Genomic DNA, 20,124 nt, shown 5'->3' with positions numbered 1-20,124 from the left:
GTGTCTCAGCCCCTGGACCGATCCGCATCGAGCGGTCCGTTGCGTCCGTCGCCGATCCTGACCAGCACGATGGTGACATTGTCCGTTCCGCCGCGCGCCAGCACCGTCTCCAGCAGCTTCTCGCACGCGGCTTGCGGCGGCGCGGACTTCACCGCCGCTTCGATCTCCGCGTCGCTGACATGCGCGGTGAGCCCGTCGGTGCTCAATACGAAGATATCCCCCGGCATCAACTCGCCTTGCTGAAAATCGATCTCGAGTTCGTCGCTGACCCCGACGGCGTGGGTGATCACATTGCGGCGCGGCCAGGTGAGCGCTTCCTCCGCGCTGATCATGCCCCGGTCTAGCAGCTCCTGGACTTCGGTATGATCCCTGGAAATCTGCGAGATAGCGCCGCCGCGTACCAGATAGATGCGGCTGTCGCCGGCCCACAGGCCCGCGAACCGCCCCTCCATGGCGAGCAGGGCGGCGAAGGTGGAGCCGATGGTGATGCCGCGCGAACGCGATATGTTGCGGATCTCGGCATTGGCGCGGCTCAGCCGGTCCTCGAAACGGGCGCGAAGGTCCGGCGCCGAGCTCGCAATGCCAATCGTCGCCAGGTGGTCGACGATGCTGGCCGAAGCGACCTCGCCGGCCTCATGGCCGCCCATTCCGTCGGCCACCACCCAAAGGCCGGCTTGTTGCTCGACCAGATAGTTGTCTTCGTTGTGGTCGCGCACACAGCCTTTGTGGCTGACGCCGAAACTCTCAATGGAAAGGGCGACAGTGCTCAATTTGCCACCAAGCGCTTCGCGAGCGTCCTCTGTGACGAACGATGGGCCGCGTGCCCAGGCCAGTTTGCCACAAGCGCATACTTTAGAGTATCAAAATGAAGGCGAGAGACGGTGCTGCTCGGGAACGATCCGATCGACCATGACGGCGCCATCTCAGAATGCCTTCGGACAGCTGAACCCGGACAGCGCCGGGAGCAGGAAGGGATTGGCGCCAGAGCCGCTCTCCATCTTGTAGGCGACGTCGCGTCCGCCGATCACGAAGCGCGCCTCGGCACCGGCGCCGTTGCTGGTGACGCTCGCCTTGTCCAGCAGGCGCTTCAGAGCCCATGGCCCTTCGAATTTGAGGGCGGACTCGCGGCCGGGCATCTCCGGCGTCAGGCTGAGGCTCGCGGATCCGGAAGCGCCGCCGCCCGGCCATGTCACCGTGCTCGGCGCATTGCCGGCCTGCGTGCTTTGCACCGTCTGCCCATCTATGTTGAGCACCGCGCTATCCACCTCGCTGTTCAGCGAGGAGGGCGTGAAGGTGATCGAGACCGACGGCGCCGAACCGCCGGAGGGGAAGAAGGCGCTGCGGATTTCCGCCGCCGACTGGAACGCCTTCAAGGTCGATTTGGCGAGGTCGCGGCTGGAGCGGGCCTCCTGCTTCCAGGTCCAGTCCTGGCCTGTCATGTCGATCAGCGGCGCCAGGTTCTGCGCAAAGAACCGGTCCATCAGGCCGCCCGGTGCGAACAGCTTGGCGAAATCGGCAAGAGAGATTTCCTCGCTGCCGTCGCCGGCAAAGGGATAGTGGCCGTTGACGGCTTCCTCGCAGGGGCGCGTGACCGTCTCGTCGAGCATCTGGTTGAGGTTGGCTACCGAAGTCTCGGCGACATTGCCTTCGAACTCGTCCGCCGCCGCGTCGACCATGCGCGCGAGCTGCTTGGGCAGGCGCGAGGCATTGGCGCGCATCGTCGAAATCTGCAGCTTCAGGTTCGCGTTGACGCGCTCCGTCTGCGCGGGGACATCCGCTGCCAGCTTCACGCTCTGGTAGATGTCGTGGAAGTTTTGCGTCAGCGCATCGAGCGGGCGGCGACCGCTGGAGCCGCTCACCAGCGCTTGGAACGGCCTGAACTGCGCCTCGACGGTGGCGCCGGCATTCTGCGTGGCGGACGAGCTTGCCCCGGCGCGGCTCTGCGACTTGCCGCCGGCGATCTGCAGACCGATGCGGGCGAGACCCTTGGCCATAACGACCGGGTCCTGCTGCGCCGTTCCGGTGTCGCCTGCGAAGGCGGCGCCGTCTTTTGTCAGGGCGGTTTCATCGGCAATGGCCGTGAACAGCCGGTCCAGCGGCGAGTCCGGCGAGGCGGCGGCCGAGAGCGTGATATATTGCGGCTTGTCCTTCAGCATCGCCTTGAATTTCAATTGGTCGAGCGCGCCGTTCCAGGCGGAGGCGAACTCCTTGCCGTAGCGATCGATGAGTTCGGGGCCGAGCCTGGGCAGGTCCTGATCGATGCCGCCCTGCTCGCCGCCGCCGCCGAGAACCCACTGGTCATCGACCAGCATTTGCGCGATGCGCGAGAGCTGCGGCAGGTAGAAACCGTTGAACCCCGCCTTGGTGTAGAGGCCGGGAACGCCAAGGTCGGCGAGCTCTGCGCCGTCCATGCGTTCGAACAGCAGCTGCGCCTCCGGACCGGCTTTGGCGGCAACGGAAAAATCCTGGAGCCTTGCCGCATAGACCGCCGATCTGATCAGCGCCGACGCGCGGTCGGCAAGGCTCATGCGTCCGAGCGATCGTTGCGCGGCCTCGACCAGCGGCTGGTTGAGCTCGAACACCGGGTCGTAGGCATCGTCGAGCGCCAGCATGGCGCGCAGATGCTTTTCGAGCTGCGCGCGGCCTTCGCGGTTGTTCTCGCCGGGGTAGCGGTTTTCCTCCCAATCCTGCTTCATCCAGGAGACGATCAGCTCGTCGTCGACCTTGGGCGCCTTGCCGCCCAGCATCAGATAGATCTTCAACGGTTCGTAGAGCGCGATCGGGTCGGCCATCTTGGCCTGGATCGTGCGCTCCGCCTGAACCAGCAGACGCGAGCGGAAGCTACGCTCCAGCGCCTGCCGATAGACGGATTTGGACGCCGACAGAAGCCTCTCCCGCTGGCTGAGCCCGAAACTCTCCTCGATCGGCTTCGTTTGGCCGGCGGTCTCATATCCCGCCGGCAGGTTGCGCAGTTGATCGAGCGGGCCGATGACGTTTTCGAGGTCGACATCGGTAACGGTCGTGCTCCTGAGCAGCGAATCCGCGCCGTCCCGATACTGCGCCATCGCCTGTCTCGTGGAGCCGATCAGCGACTCGTTGGCAAAGTAGCTGAGGCCCAGCACGCCGAGCGCTGCAAAAGCCGCCAATGCGATCGCGGCGAGGCTGCCGAACCTGGCGAGCCTGGCGCGCCGCTCCGCTGTCCTGTCGAACGAGACCCAGCCGGCCTCGGGGAAGATCACCTTCGCCAGAAGATCATGCAGGAAAAAGCTCTTGCCGGTACCGGAAAGATGCGCCTGCGAAGCGCTGCCGAAATTGCGGCCGATCGCGCCCAGCACCTGGTCGATCGGTGTTCCTTCCTGCGTGCCCGAAGAGAAATAAAAGCCGCGCAGGCTGACATTCACCTGGGCCCGCGAGGCATCGAAAAGGCTTGTGACGAACCGCACGACGCGGGTTCGCAGCGCGACGAACTGGGCCGGGAAGCCGAAGATCGCGATGCGCGCCACCGGATCGGCCTCGTCCTGCAGGCGGTCGGCGATCTCGTCCGCAAGCTGCCTGGCCAGCGCGTCGAACTCGGCCGAGGTTTCGCCGACCATGTTCCTGTTGCGGTCGGTGGTCTGGAACGTCGCGCCCCAGACCTTGCGCCGCCGGGCCTCGTCGAGATCGCCGAAATAGTCCATGAAGCCGGCAACGAGGTCCGCCTTGGTGAAGAGCAGGTAGACCGGGAACTGGATCTTCAGCGTCTCGTGCAGCTCCCGCAGCCGGCTTCTTATCTCGGTGACATGCGCATCGAGCTGCTGGTCGTCGAAGCCGATCAGATCGGCGACGCTGATTGCGAGGATCACGCCGTTGATCGGCTGCCGGGTGCGGTACTTCTTGAGCAGTCCAAGGAAGCCGAGCCAGCTCGCCTTGTCGCGCTGGGCATCCGAATCCTGCGTCGTGTAGCGGCCGGCCGTATCGATCAGCACGGCATCCTCGGTGAACCACCAGTCGCAGGACCGCGTGCCGCCGACCCCGGCCAGCGGCTGGGCATTGCCGGAGCCGGCAAGCGGAAATTTCAGCCCCGAATTGACCAGCGCCGTCGTCTTGCCGGCGCCCGGCGGGCCGATGATGATGTACCACGGGATTTCATAGAGGAAGTTGCGCCTGCCGCTCGACTGCTTCAGGGTCGCGATGGCCTCGCTCATACGCGCCTCGAGCACCTCTGAATCGTCGTTGCGGTCGCCGCTGCGTACGATGCCCGTTTCAAGCGCGTTCTGCGCCTTGCGCGCTCGCCAGAAGCGAATGCCGTAGAAGATTGCAAGCAGCGCAACGGCCGCGCCGATGATCGTTGTCCGGAGCCAGACCGGTCCGAGCGGGCGTGTATCGGCATACCGGATAAGCGGCCCCGCATACCAGACAGCAGCCGAGAAGCCGGCAAGTGCGAGCAGGCTGAACAGCCGCAGCACCCAGCGCATCAGTGCCGCTCCCCGCCGCGCGCGCTCACAACGTCTCCTCCTTCGGGATCATCACGTCGACGCGGCGGTTTTTGGCGCGGCCGTCCGCCGTCGCATTGTCGGCGATCGGTTCGTCCTCGCCCTTGCCGTCCACCGCGACCCGCGACGGGTCCTTGAGCTCGTTCGCCACCATCGCCTGTACGGCTTTGGCGCGCGCGACGGAAAGATCGAAGTTCGATTTGAACTGGCTCGACTTCTTCGGCTTCACATTGTCGGTGTGGCCGACGATCCATATCGGTCCGGGCTCGGCATTGAGAGCCGTGGCGATGTCCGCCGCGATGGGCTGGAACTCCGGCTTCAGTTCGGCTTGCCCGGGCGCGAACAAGAGCTGGTTGCTGATTTCGACCACGATGAAGTTGCCCTTGGTGCCGACCGTCAGCCCGCCGCCGGCGATTTCGTTGGCGAGCGCGGCGCGGATGCGGTCGATCTGGGCGATGGTGGGAACGTCGATCTGGGTGACGGTGGGAACGGCAGGCGGCGACGGGGTGGCTTCCGGCGGGGCGGGTACCGCCGGCTCGGCAACCGGAGCGACGCTCGCGCGCTCGATGGTGACCGGCGTTGAGGGATTGAGCGCCAGCAATTCGCTGGCTGTTGCGTCGCCCTCGTCGGTGATCAGGATCCGTAGTCCGAAGAAGGCCGCCGTCACCAGGGTCGCGACGGCGGCCGCGACCGCCCATAGCGGCAGCCGCGCCTGGGGCTTTGACAGCGCCGCCGCCATACCTTGCCAATGGGGCGAGATGTCGTCCCCGGCGCGCGGTTGAAAATAGCGGATCGTGTCGTAGACGTCGCGCCGGACGCGTTCGAGCGCGTCCCGTTCGCCGACCCTCCCACGATACTGCCCCTCGAACCCGAGCGACAGGCAGGCATGCATCAGTTCGAGGAGGTCGTGATGACCCTCCGGCCGGCCCAGGATCTTGTTCAGCGCCTCGTAGAAACCGGCGCCGGTGGGCTTGGTGTGGAAGAACCGCGCCACCAGGCTGTGCCCGATCCAGCCGTCGTCCTTCGGCCACGGCAGGTTGCCGACCAGATCGTCGGCGGTCTCGCATAGCGCAAATTTAGCAATCCGCGCGTCTTCCTCGGCGATGCCGGCTTTCGTCATCTCCCGCTCGAATGTCTCGATCGCTTCGGTGATGTGCTCTGCCAAAGGGGCCGCCTGCCGCTCGACCGGCATCAGCCGCAACTGGCTGAACAGCACCAGCAAGGGCGCCGCCGCAGCGAGGACTGGATTTGCCGCGGCGTATTTCACGCCATCCGCGGCGCTGAGCAGGATTTCCTGTTGCAATGCGGGTGCCGCCGCTGCAGCCCCTGGAACCGCGTTTTGAACGACCAGGGTTCCGGAGGACCAGCCTGTCGGCATCCGCCTGCCGAGACCGGCGTCGAAAACCGTCGATTCCCTGGCGGGTGGCGCAGCGGGCTCAGCGCCAGCCGAAGAAGAACTCGCGGGAGCCGCGGGCGAGCGTTGTCTTGGCCGTGGCGCTCGGATGACGGTCTTGTCCGCCGGCCGGGAGGGATCGTCCTTCGAACTCATCGGCGATCCACCGTCGCGGCGCGGGGAACATTTCCTTGACGGGAAATGAGGTCGGCTTGCGGCTTTTCAAGCCGAGCTTTGGGGGCGGGCCGGATGGAAAGGCTCATCTCGCCGAAACATGACATTGCTGCACACGCCCCAAGCCACGCCGCTTTGCCCGCCAGGCAAGCTTCCGTACGTTATCCTAACCATACAGGCAGCTGATTGAAATCGGAAAGCAGCATGCTCGAAGCAGCGCTTTCTTCTGTGAGACCCATAGCCCCGGGTCCACTACTTCTGCTTGCTGGCCTTGGCATAGGCTTCGCTGAAATACGCCAGGAAGACGTCGAGCATGCCGTTTTCATGCTTCTCCTCCATCGTCCGCCAGGTGGCGACGAGGGCATCCCACGCCTGGCTCTTCTTGGATGAGAAGGAGGCCGGCGGCAGCTTCCTGGCGATGGCTTCCGGCGACAGGTCGTCGAGCAGCCTGGAAAGCGCTGCCTGCATGGCGGCGTAAGTTGCCAATTCATGCGTCTTGAGGTCCCGGAAGGCGTCCTCGACGCTGTGCGCGGCGTCGAGATAGCCGGTCCGGCGTTTGGCGAACATGATCTCCAGTATGTCGTCGGTGCCGGGAACGAATTTCAGCGGGTTGTTGTTTTCGGCGCCGATCATCGTGCGGTTGGCGCTCTTGGCCAGCACCTTGGCCGCCGCGCGCGCCTTGAGCAGCAGCGACAGTTGCTCGATCGTGGTCCTGAGCACGGTACCGATCTCGGCGGCCACCTCATGCGGATCGCGCGATTGAAGCAGGTCGGGCGGAATGCCGGCCGCCTTCGCGATGTCCTGCAGCAGCATTTCGGTTCCCGCCGGCTGCCTACCCGGCTTTGCCGGCGCTGGGGGCAGACGCAGCGCCGAAGATGTCGATGCCGCTCCCGGCCCGGGCCGCTGTTCCGTCCGACTGAAGAACGGCTCTTTGCCGAGCTCCAGCGGTCTGCCCGTCGATGGCGGCAGCTCGCGTTGAGTCGACGCGGCCCGGGTTCGCGGGTGGCCGGCGGCGGCGCCTTCCTCGTCAATTGATACCGCAACGACATACCGGCCGATCAGCATCCGATCGCCATGCGCCAGCCGGTGCGGACCGGCCATGCGCTGACTGGAGCCGTTGACGAAAGTGCCGTTGCGCGAGATGTCGTAGAGCCAGAAGCCGCCCGCCTGGAAGCGGACTTCGCAATGCCGGCCCGAGATGATCTTGTCCGGATCGGAAAGCGTCCAGTCGCAATTCTCGCGCCCGATCTCGAAACTGCGGTCGCGGGCGGCGTAGCTCGCGGCGGCGCCGGATGGCAGCCTGTCGACATTGCTGATCTGGAGCGAGATGAACATCCGGAAGCGTCGCCGAACTTGGTCAACAAATGCTTATTCTTCACGCAACTCCGAACGGAAAATCGCTATGCGGTGTTCCGGGAATTGCTCTGGCATTCTAGCAGCTTGCGAGCGCGGCGGGAGAGGAGCGTTTCACACCGGCGCTTGGCGGGTTTAGCCACAGCTGTTGTTTGGCCGCCACCAAACATGTGGTAGGCTGAAAACGGTCCGGTGCGGTGGGTGCGAAAAGTTCCCGAACGTGATGCGGTTAACATAGCGGGAGCTTCAATCCATCATACTGGCGGCCGCGTCCAGGAGGGGCACGACCCATGCCGAACGAACGCGCCACGGTTGTGCAGACGCCCGTTGGCGGCGATGTGCTGACCTTCACCCATCTCGTCGGGCGCGACGAGATCAGCCGTTGTTTCGCCTATACGGTCGGCTTCGTCTCCAAAAGCCACGACGTCGATCCGCTGAAGATGCTGGGCGGCGTCGTTTCGGTCGAGGGCGAATCCGATCCGAAACGCTGGTTCAGCGGGCTTGTGTCGGAATTCAAGCTCATCCGCATCGAGGACAGGCTCGGCTTTTATGAGGCGATGGTCAGGCCATGGCTCTGGTTCCTCGGCAACACCACCGATTGCCGCATCTTTCAAAATATGACGGCGGTCGAGATCGTCGAGAAAATCTTCTCGAAATACGGCATCGCGAAATTCGAGAAGCGGCTGCAAGGGTCTTACCCGCAGCGCGAATATTGCGTCCAGTATGACGAAAGTGATCTGGATTTCGTGCAGCGGCTGCTCGAGCACGAGGGCATCTTCTATTTCTTCGAGCATGACGAGGGCAAGCATACCCTGGTGCTCTGCGACGCGATGAGCAAGCTGAAGCCGGCACCCGGCTACGAGAAGGTGCTCTACAATTTCGAGGGCCAGGGCTCGCGACGCGACGTCGAATACATCACCGAATGGATTCCCGGCAGCGCGGTGCGGCCGGGGGCCTATGCACACACCGACTATGATTTCGAGAAGCCCGGCGCGGATTTGATGGCGAAGTCCGCCCAGCCGTTCAGCCACAAGGAGGCCGCGGGCGAGAACTACCGTCAGCCCGGCGCGCATCTCGACGTCGGGCGAGGCGACACGATTGCGGGAATTCGCCGCGAGGAACTCCAGGCAGTGCACCAGCGCAGCACGGCGGTGGGCACCGTGCGCGGCCTTTTCTCCGGCTGCAAGTTCAAGCTGGAAAGCTTTCCGCGCGACGACCAGAACCAGGACTATCTGGTGATCAGCGCCGAATACCGGCTGTTCGACCCGGGCTACCGGACCCAGAACGAGGCCCATAGCGAGAATTTCAAGGTGGTGCTCGGCGTGGCGCCCACCAAATTGCCCTACCGGCCGCCGCGCATCACGCCGCGACCGATCATGCGCGGTCCGCAGACGGCGACGGTGGTCGGCCCTTCGGGCGAAGAAATCTTCACCGACAAGTATGCGCGCGTGAAGGTGCAGTTCCACTGGGACCGCCTCGGCAAGAAGGACCAGAATTCTTCCTGCTTCGTGCGGGTGTCGCAAACCTGGGCCGGCAGCGGCTGGGGCTTTATCCAGATCCCGCGCATCGGCCAAGAGGTGATCGTCGACTTCATCGAAGGCGACCCGGACCTGCCGATCATCACCGGCCGGGTCTACAACGCCTCGCAGATGCCGCCGTACGGGCTGCCGGGCAATGCGACGCAGTCGGGCTGGAAGTCGAACTCCTCGAAAGGCGGCGGCGGTTACAACGAGCTGATGTTCGAGGACAAGGCGGGCTCCGAGCTGGTCAATTTCCAGGCGCAGAAAGACCACCACCTGCTGATCAAGCACGACCGCAACAAGCTGGTGCAGCACGACCAGTCCGACCGCATCGACCACGACGCCAAGCACTCCGTCGGCCACAACCTCGACGAGGACGTCGGCAATAACAAGACGGTCAAGATCGGCGTCGACCAGACCACCAACATCGGCAGCAACGACACCGAAACGGTGGGGGCGAACCGCTCGCTGACGGTCCATGCGAATGAGACCATCCACATTGTTGCGAATTCGACGGAGAATATCGACGCCAACCACTCGCAGACGGTGGGGCTGGTGCAGACGGTGACGGTGGGTGCGGCGCGTGTCGATACGGTTGGGGCGGCTGAGGCGAGGACCGTGGGCGCTTCGCAGACTAATACGATCGGGGCGTCGCGATCTGTCACTGTGGGAACGGCACAGAGTCATCAGATCGGTGCCGATGACAGCTGGACGGTAGCGGCCAATCAATCGGTGGACGTTGGCGCAAATCAGAGCTTCAAGATAGGTGGGGCGCATGCCTCCGAGATCGGGAAGGGGCGGAACGCCAAGATAGCTGAGGACGATGCGACTGATGTCGGCGGTTCGCGGGCCTTGAAAATAGCGAAAGGCAGTCTCGTGCAGGTGGGTGAGGACGGAGCCATAAAGGTAGGCAAAACCCTCATCATTGAAGCTGGCGATGCCATCACCATTACATGCGGCTCTGCCGCTATCGCGATGAAGAAGGACGGCACTATCAATATCTCCGGCAAGGACATTTCCGTCAGCGGGTCCGGCAAGATCAATGTGAAGGCATCGAGCGACATCACCATGAAAGGCTCGGAGATAAAGCAGAACTGAGGGGCTTTGATGACGACGACCGTGGAGCGCATTGACGGCGTGGTGATTGGCATCTTCCTGGGCTTCGGCGAGGATGCGCCCCTTGTCGTCTTCCCGGGAAACCCTCGGGAGACAGCGGTGGCCGCGCGCAGCCTCGCTGAACTGACCTCCGACATGATCGGCGCGGAGGTAGCGCTGTTGTTTCAGGACGGAGATCCCGGTCGGCCGCTGATTGTCGGGCGCATCATCGATCCAGCGCACCGGTCAAATGTTCCGCACATCATCCGAGACGGAGAGCGAATGCGGATCACCGCGAATGAACGTCTTGAACTGCGTTGCGGCAAGGCTACGATCATCATGGAAAAGGATGGGCATATAACCATCCGCGGCACCTATGTCACGAGCCACGCCAGTGCCGCCAACCGCATCCGCGGCGGCTCCGTCAATCTGAACTGATGCCTGCGCCCATCCTTCGCCAGATTGTCCGCCAGCACGCGGAGATGGCCGCGTTCCTTTGGACGGTATACGACTACAACTTGCTCAATCCCGGCAAGAATCCGGACATGGATGAGGAACGGCTTGCTCGACTCATCGAGCGTCTGGAAGCACACCTTGATGGGCTGCGCATTTCGGGCGAGGTCGGTCGCGAAATCGCAAAGGAGCGCTACGCCGAGTATCCCGAAGCCGGCGAATTGTTCGTCCTGCGCATGCTGTCTATCAAAGAGGTATTGCGGGTTGTTGATCTCGATCTTGGAAGGGTGCGGGCTTACCTCGCTGCGAAGCCCAAACCTACTTCAAGCCGTCAGGTGTAGTCGGGCCCGACCCATTCAGAGCCGTCATATCTTATGGCGGAGTTGCCTCCCGTCAGTGTCAGATATTTGCGATTGGATGACAGCCGATAGACGGGGAAGCCGTGCTTCAGGGTGGAAACCGTAACCCCGTCGAACGTGAACACGCCTTGACCGCCACCGGCAATGTGTATTGCCTTTCGGTAAAACGCCATCTTGTAGAAGTCCCGACCACGTTGCGAAACATCGGTCCAGGCAAGACCGCCGCCTCGAAATAGGGTCCCTGCGCTGCCGGAGACCAGGACGTCGGTCGCCGACAGTACCAATAGCCCAACCAAGATTGCGTTGGTCGGCAACTGGATCTGAGTCCACTGTCTACCGTCATAGTGCCAGAGAAGCGCTCCTTCGCCGGACACATAAAGGTTGCTCGGCGACGACCCTGCGATGCAGAGAATGGTGTTGCCGAGCGCAGGGCTAACCGCGGACCAGCGTGCGCCGTCCCATCGATAGACAACCCCCTCAGATCCACCAGCATAGACGGTGTTGTCGTCGAAGCCCCAGACGGTATTCAAGTGACGAGGCGAGACCTGGCTTTCCGTCCATTCAGTCCCCGAACCCGAATGCACTACGCCATTGTCGTCGCACACATAGAGACGACCGGAACTGGAACGCCATATGTCGGTGAACCAACTTGGCTTTTCGTAAATTCGATCGGTCTGATTGTCGTCGCTGGCAACGTCGGATTCTGAGATGACGAACGAGTAGAAACTCTCTCCATCGTAATACGCGACGGCGGAGAAAATGGTTCCATCATCCGCTGCAACGGTGCCGTTTACCGTTACGCTGTAGTCAGCCATGTTATCTCTCCTTAGCGTCTGCGAACCGTGCTCGATGGGGTAGGTTTGAACTTTCCGGTCGCTGGTGCGCGCGCCTCGGTGCTGTCCTTGTTTTTCTCAGGTCCGCTCATCATCTCCTTGAAGTGAATGTCACAAATCATCCTCAGGCATTCGATGGCGGGGTGCTCCTTGCCTCGTGGTCCGTCCGGGATGTTCTTGGCCTTTTTCATGGCCTCCATATTGGCTTCTCGAACTTCCTCGTAGGTTGGGTTCGTGCCTTTCGCGCGCTGTGCCTTTGCCCATTCGCCCTGAGCGGCTGTCTTGCGGCCATGCTCGGTGTTCGGATCGGTGGCGTCTTCCAGGCAGACGCAGGGCGCATCGTTCATCGTATAGCTGGGCGTTGTGCTGATGGCTTGGCCGCCGCGCGAATTCTGGAAACAGGCGTTCTGCAGGATGTGGTCCGATTGCTGGTTGGACGCGCATTCCTTGCTTGCGTCGCCATAGCGGTGCACCTTCATGCCGAGCTTTGCCAGGATCGAGGTGCAGGACTGCTTGCCAACTTTCAACTTTCCGATCTTCGGCCAAGGCGGTGCATTGCCGGTCGGTGAAGCATGATTGTTGGTCGACAGGTCAGTCATGCGGCTGACTGGTTCGCCATCCGCCTTCACGTCGCCCGACCAGGCGACGGCATACTCCTTGCCAGTGTTGACCGAGGTGATCACGCCCTTCTTAGCCGCGCACCCGGCCTCAGTGCCGCTGGTCTTGGTATAGTACGATTTGTTCTTCTGGGTGATGGTCTGGCCACCGATCTTGACGGTGCCGGTGCCATTGTCGGTGTCGGAATCGAGTCCGAACGAGGGATAGGGAATGGGTACGCCTGGCGGAGTTGCAGGATTTTCAGGTGGAGTGAAGCAGACGTCCGGAAAGGCAGCGATCACCTTGTTGGCTTGTGCTTTGCATGCGACCTCGAGGCCGTTCGCGTAGACAGTCATCAGGCTGCCCTCGCGGCCAGTATTGCCGCCCCGCAGGCACCGGCATCGTTCGATGCCTCGATCAGCACTGGATTGCCGGCGGCATATCCCTTGCGGGCGGCCGTCCAGGCCATGCCGATCATTAGTGGAACCACGGCTGCGCCGACATTGCCGAGGGATTCGCCAGGCGACCAGATGTCCTGAAAATCGTGACGCCCGCGTAGCAACCGCAGGCTCGCTAAAGCGCTCTGTTTGAACCAATATTGTTCGCCGATAAGGTCGGCGATCCGGTAGCCGAGCCGGTTCATCTCAATGCCGGTTTCCTTGAACGCAGCACTGTAAGCCGAAGTCATGCCGTCGGCACGCAACGGCAGATCCTCGGCATTGTAGATCGGTGCGGGTTCACGCGCCAAACCCAGTCCGAAGAGGCAAAGCCCATCGCTACGCGAGCGCGTGCACAGGACGGCGGCGGCAGCTTCACCCGGAATGAAGCCATTAGGATTATCGGCGGCAAGCAGACGATTTTCGCCGAGATAATAAGCGATCGTAGGCGCAGTCAGGTAGCTGTCAACGCCTGCGATCATCACATAGGGCACGTCACCGGACGAAATCATCCTCCGCGCCTGATCAAGTGCGATATGTCCGGCAGGCCGGCCATGCGCGACGATGCGCGAGCGAATGCTGGGTTCGATTTCCGTGATCTCCGAAACGCTGCGGAGCAAGCTGAAGCTGTCGCCGACCGGACGGCCCGGGCGATCTTCCTCGGCGAGGCAAAGGATAAGTGCGGTCTGGCCTCGCGCCTGCGGGACAGCGTCGAACGCCTCGCAAATCGCGGCCGCGGCCAAGTGCGCCATGCGCTTTTCGCCAATCCAGTCTCGCGGCAACGGCACGGGCGCGCCGATCTGAAAGTCAGTCCCGGATCCGACGAACCTTGTCTCTTGGAAGCCATCCAGGCGCGCGCGCATTGCCGCACAGGCCGACGGCGCATCGAGACCGACCGCTGTCACCATGCCGACCGAGGCAATGTCGAGCCTTATGCTCATGCGTCTTCCACCTCCTCGGGAGCGGTCCCCTCACTACGGACATAGTCCCTACCGGTCGCACGCGCACGCAGCATCGACTCCGTGGGCGGCCCAACCCAGCATTCCGAAAAATCGAGAATCGTCTTGTGAATGCGCTGCGAAACGCGCCATACGAGCGAGAAGCGACTGTTCTCTGGGTCGAGCAGGACAGTGTCCGGATGGACGCTCTCCTCCAATGACTTCTCGCCGCCCTTGAACAGCGTCATCGGCAGCGCGGTCGAGGGCAGCCGGAAGCTTACGCGCCCTTCCGGCGTCAGGTTCACTAACACCACCTCTTCGCCACCACGCGGATGATCGATTTGCTGGTCAGGCGGCGCCATCTGGAAGTACCGTTCGTCGAAATCCTGCGGCAGGAATGGGAACACATTGTCGATCCAGTTCTGGTCATAAGTGCCGCCATACTCGATGCGGCCGGGCCAGCCTCGCCCCATCGGCCCGAAGCTCATCGGCTGGTAGTCGCCGAAGGGGGAGCGGATTTCTTCATCGACCGCCTGCGTGTTGGGCAGCCGCAGGCCTGGAATGAAACGCTGGTTCTTGGCGCGAGACCAGCCGGTGCCGACCGGGTTGTATTTGTAGCTGGCGGGAAGCTGATCCTCGGGGTCCAACCGGTCGACGCCACCCCAAGCGAAATCGTAGGAGATCGGTAGTTTCAGGAAGGGCTGCGGTGCGGTTGCGGTGAAGACCGGACCTATGGCCCGCCACTCCCGGTGGCCGACCACTTCGAAAAGCTTTGACCAGTTGCCGACCTTGATGCCGACTGGCACCCGTTCCGCCGGGCGTCCACCCGGTGCATAGGCGCAGCCATTGGCAATCACGTCGCAGCGCGGCTTGCGGAAAGCAAAGTCGGTCTCCCACAGCGTCGCTGAGTAACCGGGCGCGCCGGTATGCGTGTCAGCCATGACCAGCGGAACTTGCTCCGCAGATTTCTGCACGAGGCCGCCGGGCTTCTCCGGAAAATCGAACGTGCCCTTCACCACGACCACGATCCACTCATGTCCGGCCTTGTCCATGCCCATGGTGAACTGATGCGGAAAACCCAGCTGGTTCCAGATCTGCATCAGCTGGTCTCCCAGCTAGCGGCGAAGATCCGCTCCACCGTCTTTTGCGGCGCCTGCGGGTCGACGTCGAAGATATCCGTGCGCGCGGTCCACATGACGAGGTCGTCGATGACATCGCCATCCTCATCGACCGCCGGCGCGGGCAGGGCGCCCAGCGCGGCATCCAGTTCGTCGGGCGTCAGTTCGCCCCGTTGCGCGGCGAAGGCCGCTTCCTCGATGCGGTCGAACCAGGCATCCGAATAGGCCAGCCTGAGCGGCGCCTCGGCAAGCCGTGCGACGACGCTGAGCGGGAACTGTCGGCCGACCTTGTCGGCGCTCTGCACGATGACGCCGGCCGAGGCGCCGAACGAGGCGGGGCCGGCGAGAAAGCGCAACGCAGTGTCCGTCTGCCACGCATCGTGGCCAAACAGCGGGACGATCTGCTGCGCCAGCCAGCGATCCCAGACGCGCACGAAATCGCCCGGCAGCCGCCGCGTCACGAAATCGCCGGTGGCGGGTATCTTGCCGTAGAAGCCGGTGCTCATATCTGCGGCGGACATGTGAACTTCTTGAACATCTCGAGTGTGTAGGGGTTCTCGACGCTGGCCGCCTTGAGCTCGAAATCGGCATACATGCCTTTCGTGCCGAGGCGCAGGCTATAGACGTCGGAAAGGTTGGTTCCGGCGAACTTGCCGCTGCGCAGCATCCTCAGCCACGCCCAGCTGCCGGTCTCGTTGAGCATCACCTCGGGTGAGCCGTCGACCGGCTGGAACGCAAGCGAGATCACGCCGGTGCCGTCCTTGCCGGGCCATGTCATCGGCTGCGGCCGGGTCGCGTTGTTGTAGTAGACGAGGTTCTGGCCATCGAGGTTGAGCGTCACCCGCGCCACGTTGGGCGACAGGTCCTTTGGCTCCAGCGTGAAGTTCATCACCGGGCCGGTGCCGCCGGGAAACAGGTCGTCGCGGATGTGCCGTGCCTGCTCGAACGCCGCCAGCGCGGCCGCGTCGAGGCCGAAATCGGCGCGCCATTTCCACGGCTGGCTGGCGGTGTCGACATAGTTGATCAGATGGTCGTTGATGAAGGCGTCGATCAGGCCGGCGGGGCCGAAGAGGCGCTGGAAGTCGCGCACATTGACGTCGACCGCGCTGTCCGGGCTGAACGGATAGCGGTTGTTGAGCGCAGCCTGGCAGAAGGGCAGGATGTCGGCGCGCCAGATGGCATTGAGCTCGTTGGTGACCGCCTTCTGCGACAGGCCGCTGGTGTCGCCGGCAATCCCGCCCAGCCAGTCGTTGATCGGCGAAGGCAGGATCTGCGCCTGTCTTGCGACCGCCCCCGTCAGCTCGGCCAGGCCGCCCTGCTTCTTGATGGCGTCCTGCGGGTCGGGGTTGGCCGACACGGTCTGCAGCACATTGGACAGCGCCGTCAGCGCCACCACGGCTGCGTCGAGCGCCGGCGGCTGGCCGTCTACCTCGGCGATCGTGCCTTTGAGCGGCTTGAAGTGTTCGGCCACCAGGCTGCCGGTCATGTCGACCTGCTCGGCCGAGCCCGCGCGCGGCAGTAATTTCGCCCCCGTCTTCACGACCTTGCCGAGTTTGCCGAGCTTGGAGAGCAGCTTCGAGCCGCTCTTGGCGGCGGCGCCGTTCTTGTTGTCAGCCGGCGCTTCGTCGGAACGGGTGAGATCGAGTTCCTGCACGACGGCGGTGAGGAGGCGTTTCAGCGCGGAATCGGCGCTCGAAAGGTCCTTGAGATTTTCGCTTGCGACATTGAGGTCGGTCAGCGGCGCCAGCCGCATGTCGCGCAGGAAGCTGTCCCACTGCGAAATGTAGTCGTCGTAGTAGAGCTTCAGAATGTCCTCGGACAGCGCCGAGACCGAGGTCTCGGCATTCTCCGAGCAGCCGCCGGCAAACACCGCGCGATCAAGCGCCGCCTGCGCCGCCACGTCCTCGACGCGATCGAGAACGGCGTCGTGGAAGCCGGCATAGGTGTAGGCGCCGGGAACGCCGACGCGCAGCGTCTTGGCGGAGCGGCGCGCGAACACTTTGGCGCCGTTCGGGCCGGCGAAATTGGCCGGCACCCATTCCTTGACGGCTGCCACTTCCGGATCCGCGAGCAACTGCTTGTAGGCGCGCTCCGGCAGCGAGATGGTGCACACCGTCTTCAGCGCCTCGGCCACCAGCTCCTTGTCCGGGGCGATGTAGCTGTCGTCGACCGCCATGCGGCGGATCGCGGCAAGCTGGTGCTGTTCGGCGTCGGCGGTCGGGAAGGGCGGGGCGGGCGCGAATTCCGGCAGACTGTTCACCCACCAGTTCTGCACGAAGTCGGTGTCCATCTGCGACAGGCCGGTCATCATGCGATAGGTCTTCAGCGCGCCGAGCATGAAATCCGGATCGCGGATCTGTCGCCACATCGTGGCCTCGAGCAGCGCCACCATGTGTGGCTCGAGCACATTGCGCAGCGCGTGGTCGTAAGTGTCGGTCTGGGCGCGCACGAGCTCGGCCGAAGCGGTCGGGCCGAGCAAATTGTGGACAGCATCCGGCGGTGCGGTGCGCGCCGTCGCTACCGCATCCATCGCGGCCAGCGCCCCATCCATCGTCGGCTGCTCCACCGAAGCCGGCGTGGCGGAGACGTCGGTCAGCGGCGCCTGCAGCGCCTCGAACTGGCCAGCCTGCTCGGTGATCGCGTTGCGATTGTCGAGATAGGACCAGGTGAACAGTCCGCCCGCCAGAAGGGCGGCAAGCGCGCAAGCCGCAGCCGCGCCGCGCCAGATCCAGGCGCGGCGGCGCTGCGCTAACGGATCGAAGGTGCCGAGACCCGCTTCCTTGAAGATGACCTCGGTCAGGAGATTGCGCAGGAAGAAGCTGCGCTTCTCGACGCGCGGCGCCAGCATCGCGCGACGCGGCGGCAGCCCGAAGGAGGAGGACAGCGCCGCCGTCAGCCGGTCGATCGGCGCGCCTTCCTGTGTCGCCGAGGTCAGATAGAGGCCGCGCAGCCAGGCGGCTTCCTCGTAGCGGCTTTCGCCGAACATTGCCTCGATCAGCACCTGGATCGGCTCGGAGAGGCTGGCGAGCTGGGCCGGGAAACGGAAGATTTCCGCGCGCGATCCGAGCTTGTCCTCGTCCTCCAGACGCGGCACCAGCCGCCGCTCCAGCTCCGTGGCAAGCGCGGCGAGCTCTCTTTCGACGGTCTTGGCATCGATCCGGGCATCGAGCGGAAAGGTCGTCCCCCATACCTGCTCGCGGGCGGCGGTCGAGAGACCGCCGAAGAAGGCCTCGAACCCCTTGATCAGGTCGGCCTTGGTCAGCATCAGGTAGACGGGAAGGCGGATTTCGAGGCGGTCGTTCAGCTCCGCCAGCCGGCGGCGGATCTTGCGGCCATGCGCCTTGATGGCTTCGTCCCCTTCCGAAAGCGCATCGATCGACAGCGCGACGATGACGCCGTTGAGCGCGCGGCGGCCACGATGCTTCTTGAGAAGATCGAGGAAACCCAGCCATTCCGTCGCGTCGACATCCGGCTGGCTCTCCTGTTGGACATAACGGCCGGCGGTGTCGATCAGCACCGCATTCTCCGAGAAGAACCAGTCGCAGTTGCGCGTGCCGCCGACGCCCTGCAGATCGTCGGTGAGATCGATCGGGAAGTTGAGGCCTGACTGTCGCAGCGCCGTGGTCTTGCCCGTGGCCGGCGGTCCGACGATGACATACCAAGGCATCTCGCGCAGGAATTTGCGGCCGCCGAGCTTGCGTCGCTTGAGCTCCGCCATCACCTCGCCGAATTTGGCGCCGACCGCGGCAACGCTTTCCTCGCCAGGAGTGAGCTGCTTTTCCGTCACGGGCGCGGCGATCTCGGCGACGAACATGCGGTTGGCGCGGATCGCGCGGCGCTGCGCGATGATCAGCCAGATCAGCCACAGGATGATCAGCCCGGCGATGATGGCGATGCGCACATTGTCGGAATCGAACGGCGCATACGGGCCGACCTGGACGATCGGGCCGAACACCCAGATCAGCAGGGAAAGCAGCGCGATGCCGATCAGCGTCCAAAGGAAGCGCGAAGTGAGAACCGCCCAGAGGAAGCGCAGGATGAACATCAGAGCCTCTTCTCGACCAGGACCTCGACGCGGCGGTTGAGCGCGCGGCCCTCGCGCGTCGAGTTGTCGGCCACCGGATCGGTCTCGGCGCGGCCTTCCGAATGAATGCGCTCCTGCGGGACGCCGGCCTGCACCAGAAGGTTGGCTATGGTCTCGGCGCGCGCTTCCGACAGCCGCTGGTTCGACGAAAGCGGGTTCGATTTCTGCAGGCGCACATTGTCGGTGTGGCCGACCACCGTGACGTTCCCGATCAGTTCCTGATTGGCGAGGATCACCTTGGCGATCGATTCGATTAGAGGCTCATAGCCCTGCGTGAGTGTTGGCCGCGCCGACTGGAACAGTTCGGGATTGGAAGACTGGATGACGAGCTTGGCCAGCGACACGCTCTCGGTCCCGCTCAGCGCCCGCTTGAGACCATCCGGTGCCTCGGCCTTGAATTCAGGCAGCAGCGCAAAATCGACCGGTTCCGGCTGCGGCGCCTCGGGTTCGGGCGCGTCGACCTTGGGCGCGGCGCGGGTGACGTCGCCCCGCGAGGGCGGCGGCAAAGCGCGGACCAGGGCGGAGAGCTCGACCGCCTGGCTGCTCAGCCCCATCGACAGGCCGACATAAGCAGCGGCGGCGATGACCACGGCCGCCAGCGCCATCACCCAGATCGGTACGATGAAGCGCTGCGGCTCGTCCGAGGCGATCACGCCCTTCCAGTTCGGCGACAGCGGCGCATCTTCGGCGTCGGCATTGCGCAGGAAGCGCGCCGCCGCCACGCGAACGGCATTGAGCGAGCGGTCGCCGGCGCGGCCAGGCACGCGATATTTGCCGCGGAAGCCGAGCGCCAGGCAATAATATTGCAACTCCAGCATTTCGCGGTCGCGGTTCGGATGCCTCTCCAGTTCGTCGAGCCGCGAGAAGAACTGCGTGCCGGCATCGACGTCGCCGCGCAGCATCACCACCAACGGCTGGCGTGGCCAGGCGCTGGCGCCGCCCCAGGGCGTGTTGAGCGCGAGGTCGTCGAGCAAGGCCGCCACCGCCCAGGCGGCCTGATCGGCCCGCTCCAGCGACGAGCCCGCGGCCATCGCGGCGTCGCGTGCGCGCACGAGCTCCTCGAGCAGGCGCGTGCGCAGCACTTCCGGGTTCTCTGGCGCCAGCGCGCTTTCCAGCTCCGGCGCGAATTCGAGCAGCGGCGCGAAGCTATTGATCAGCACATTGGGATGGGCGCGCGCGCGCTTCACCGGCGCGCCCGGCGCCAGCGGCGCCATCGGCCGGGGCGAAGCGCCCGTCAGCCTGATGCGCGTGCGTTCGCGATCCTCCGACAGTCCGAAAGGATCATCCCGGCTCATGGC

Annotated in this window: 15 protein-coding genes; 3 read left to right on the top strand and 12 right to left on the bottom strand. The window is 64.0% G+C overall.

The window, feature by feature from the left end; translation table 11 throughout:
* Positions 1–5: 5 nt before the first annotated feature.
* From P9217_RS06185 to tagH, 5 genes are all read right to left on the bottom strand, one after another.
* A complete protein-coding gene (locus P9217_RS06185; protein WP_066989102.1) occupies positions 6–770 on the bottom strand; it encodes a protein phosphatase 2C domain-containing protein in 765 nt (254 codons plus the stop codon).
* 153 nt (positions 771–923) lie between these two features.
* On the bottom strand, positions 924–4,454 hold the full coding sequence (tssM, locus tag P9217_RS06180; protein ID WP_278086408.1) for a type VI secretion system membrane subunit TssM: 3,531 nt from the start codon (positions 4,452–4,454) through the stop codon (positions 924–926).
* 25 nt (positions 4,455–4,479) lie between these two features.
* Positions 4,480–5,976, bottom strand: coding sequence for a type VI secretion system protein TssL, long form (gene tssL / locus P9217_RS06175; protein WP_278088287.1), 1,497 nt, complete (start codon positions 5,974–5,976; stop codon positions 4,480–4,482).
* Positions 5,909–6,091 carry a hypothetical protein gene (locus P9217_RS06170; protein WP_278088290.1) on the bottom strand — a complete coding sequence of 61 codons (183 nt, stop codon included), beginning with the start codon at positions 6,089–6,091 and terminating at the stop codon, positions 5,909–5,911. The genes tssL (P9217_RS06175) and P9217_RS06170 overlap by 68 nt, the downstream gene beginning before the upstream one ends.
* Before the next feature lie 200 nt (positions 6,092–6,291).
* Positions 6,292–7,374 (bottom strand): type VI secretion system-associated FHA domain protein TagH, encoded by a 1,083-nt coding sequence (gene tagH / locus P9217_RS06165; protein WP_278086410.1) that lies wholly within the window; start codon positions 7,372–7,374, stop codon positions 6,292–6,294.
* 308 nt (positions 7,375–7,682) lie between these two features.
* Between tagH and tssI the strand changes: the two genes are divergently transcribed.
* Genes tssI through P9217_RS06150 form a run of 3 tightly spaced genes read left to right on the top strand, consistent with a single transcriptional unit; the run spans position 7,683 to position 10,801 of the window.
* Entirely contained in the window at positions 7,683–10,010 is a 2,328-nt protein-coding gene (gene tssI, locus P9217_RS06160; RefSeq protein WP_278086411.1) for a type VI secretion system tip protein TssI/VgrG, read from the top strand.
* A 9-nt stretch (positions 10,011–10,019) separates the two neighbouring features.
* A complete protein-coding gene (locus P9217_RS06155) occupies positions 10,020–10,445 on the top strand; it encodes a DUF6484 domain-containing protein (protein ID WP_278086412.1) in 426 nt (141 codons plus the stop codon).
* Positions 10,445–10,801, top strand: coding sequence for a hypothetical protein (locus tag P9217_RS06150; protein WP_127215021.1), 357 nt, complete (start codon positions 10,445–10,447; stop codon positions 10,799–10,801). The genes P9217_RS06155 and P9217_RS06150 overlap by 1 nt, the downstream gene beginning before the upstream one ends.
* Here the strand turns inward: P9217_RS06150 and P9217_RS06145 are convergent.
* The 7 genes from P9217_RS06145 to tssL (P9217_RS06115) are packed head-to-tail and all read right to left on the bottom strand — an operon-like array spanning position 10,792 to position 20,121.
* Positions 10,792–11,634 (bottom strand): hypothetical protein, encoded by an 843-nt coding sequence (locus P9217_RS06145; RefSeq protein ID WP_278088276.1) that lies wholly within the window; start codon positions 11,632–11,634, stop codon positions 10,792–10,794. The genes P9217_RS06150 and P9217_RS06145 overlap by 10 nt on opposite strands.
* A gap of 11 nt (positions 11,635–11,645) precedes the next feature.
* Positions 11,646–12,605, bottom strand: a complete 960-nt coding sequence (locus tag P9217_RS06140) for a DUF4150 domain-containing protein (RefSeq protein WP_245456962.1) — start codon at positions 12,603–12,605, stop codon at positions 11,646–11,648.
* Positions 12,605–13,627: a 3-oxoacyl-ACP synthase gene (locus tag P9217_RS06135; RefSeq protein ID WP_127215019.1), complete on the bottom strand. Its 1,023-nt coding sequence runs from the start codon at positions 13,625–13,627 to the stop codon at positions 12,605–12,607. Before P9217_RS06135 ends, P9217_RS06140 begins: the two co-directional genes overlap by 1 nt.
* Positions 13,624–14,724 carry a DUF2169 domain-containing protein gene (locus P9217_RS06130; protein ID WP_127215018.1) on the bottom strand — a complete coding sequence of 367 codons (1,101 nt, stop codon included), beginning with the start codon at positions 14,722–14,724 and terminating at the stop codon, positions 13,624–13,626. The genes P9217_RS06135 and P9217_RS06130 overlap by 4 nt, the downstream gene beginning before the upstream one ends.
* A complete protein-coding gene (gene tagF / locus P9217_RS06125; RefSeq protein WP_095827000.1) occupies positions 14,724–15,263 on the bottom strand; it encodes a type VI secretion system-associated protein TagF in 540 nt (179 codons plus the stop codon). The genes P9217_RS06130 and tagF overlap by 1 nt, the downstream gene beginning before the upstream one ends.
* Complete coding sequence (tssM, locus tag P9217_RS06120; protein ID WP_278088275.1) at positions 15,245–18,787, bottom strand: type VI secretion system membrane subunit TssM; 3,543 nt, start codon at positions 18,785–18,787, stop codon at positions 15,245–15,247. Before tssM (P9217_RS06120) ends, tagF begins: the two co-directional genes overlap by 19 nt.
* Complete coding sequence (gene tssL / locus P9217_RS06115; RefSeq protein ID WP_067327605.1) at positions 18,787–20,121, bottom strand: type VI secretion system protein TssL, long form; 1,335 nt, start codon at positions 20,119–20,121, stop codon at positions 18,787–18,789. Before tssL (P9217_RS06115) ends, tssM (P9217_RS06120) begins: the two co-directional genes overlap by 1 nt.
* Between the last annotated feature and the right edge of the window lie 3 nt (positions 20,122–20,124).

The sequence above is a fragment of the Mesorhizobium sp. WSM4989 genome, assembly GCF_029625795.1.
GTDB lineage: Bacteria > Pseudomonadota > Alphaproteobacteria > Rhizobiales > Rhizobiaceae > Mesorhizobium.
Note: the sequence above shows the minus strand (reverse complement) of the source record. Positions and strands in the feature narration are given on the sequence as shown.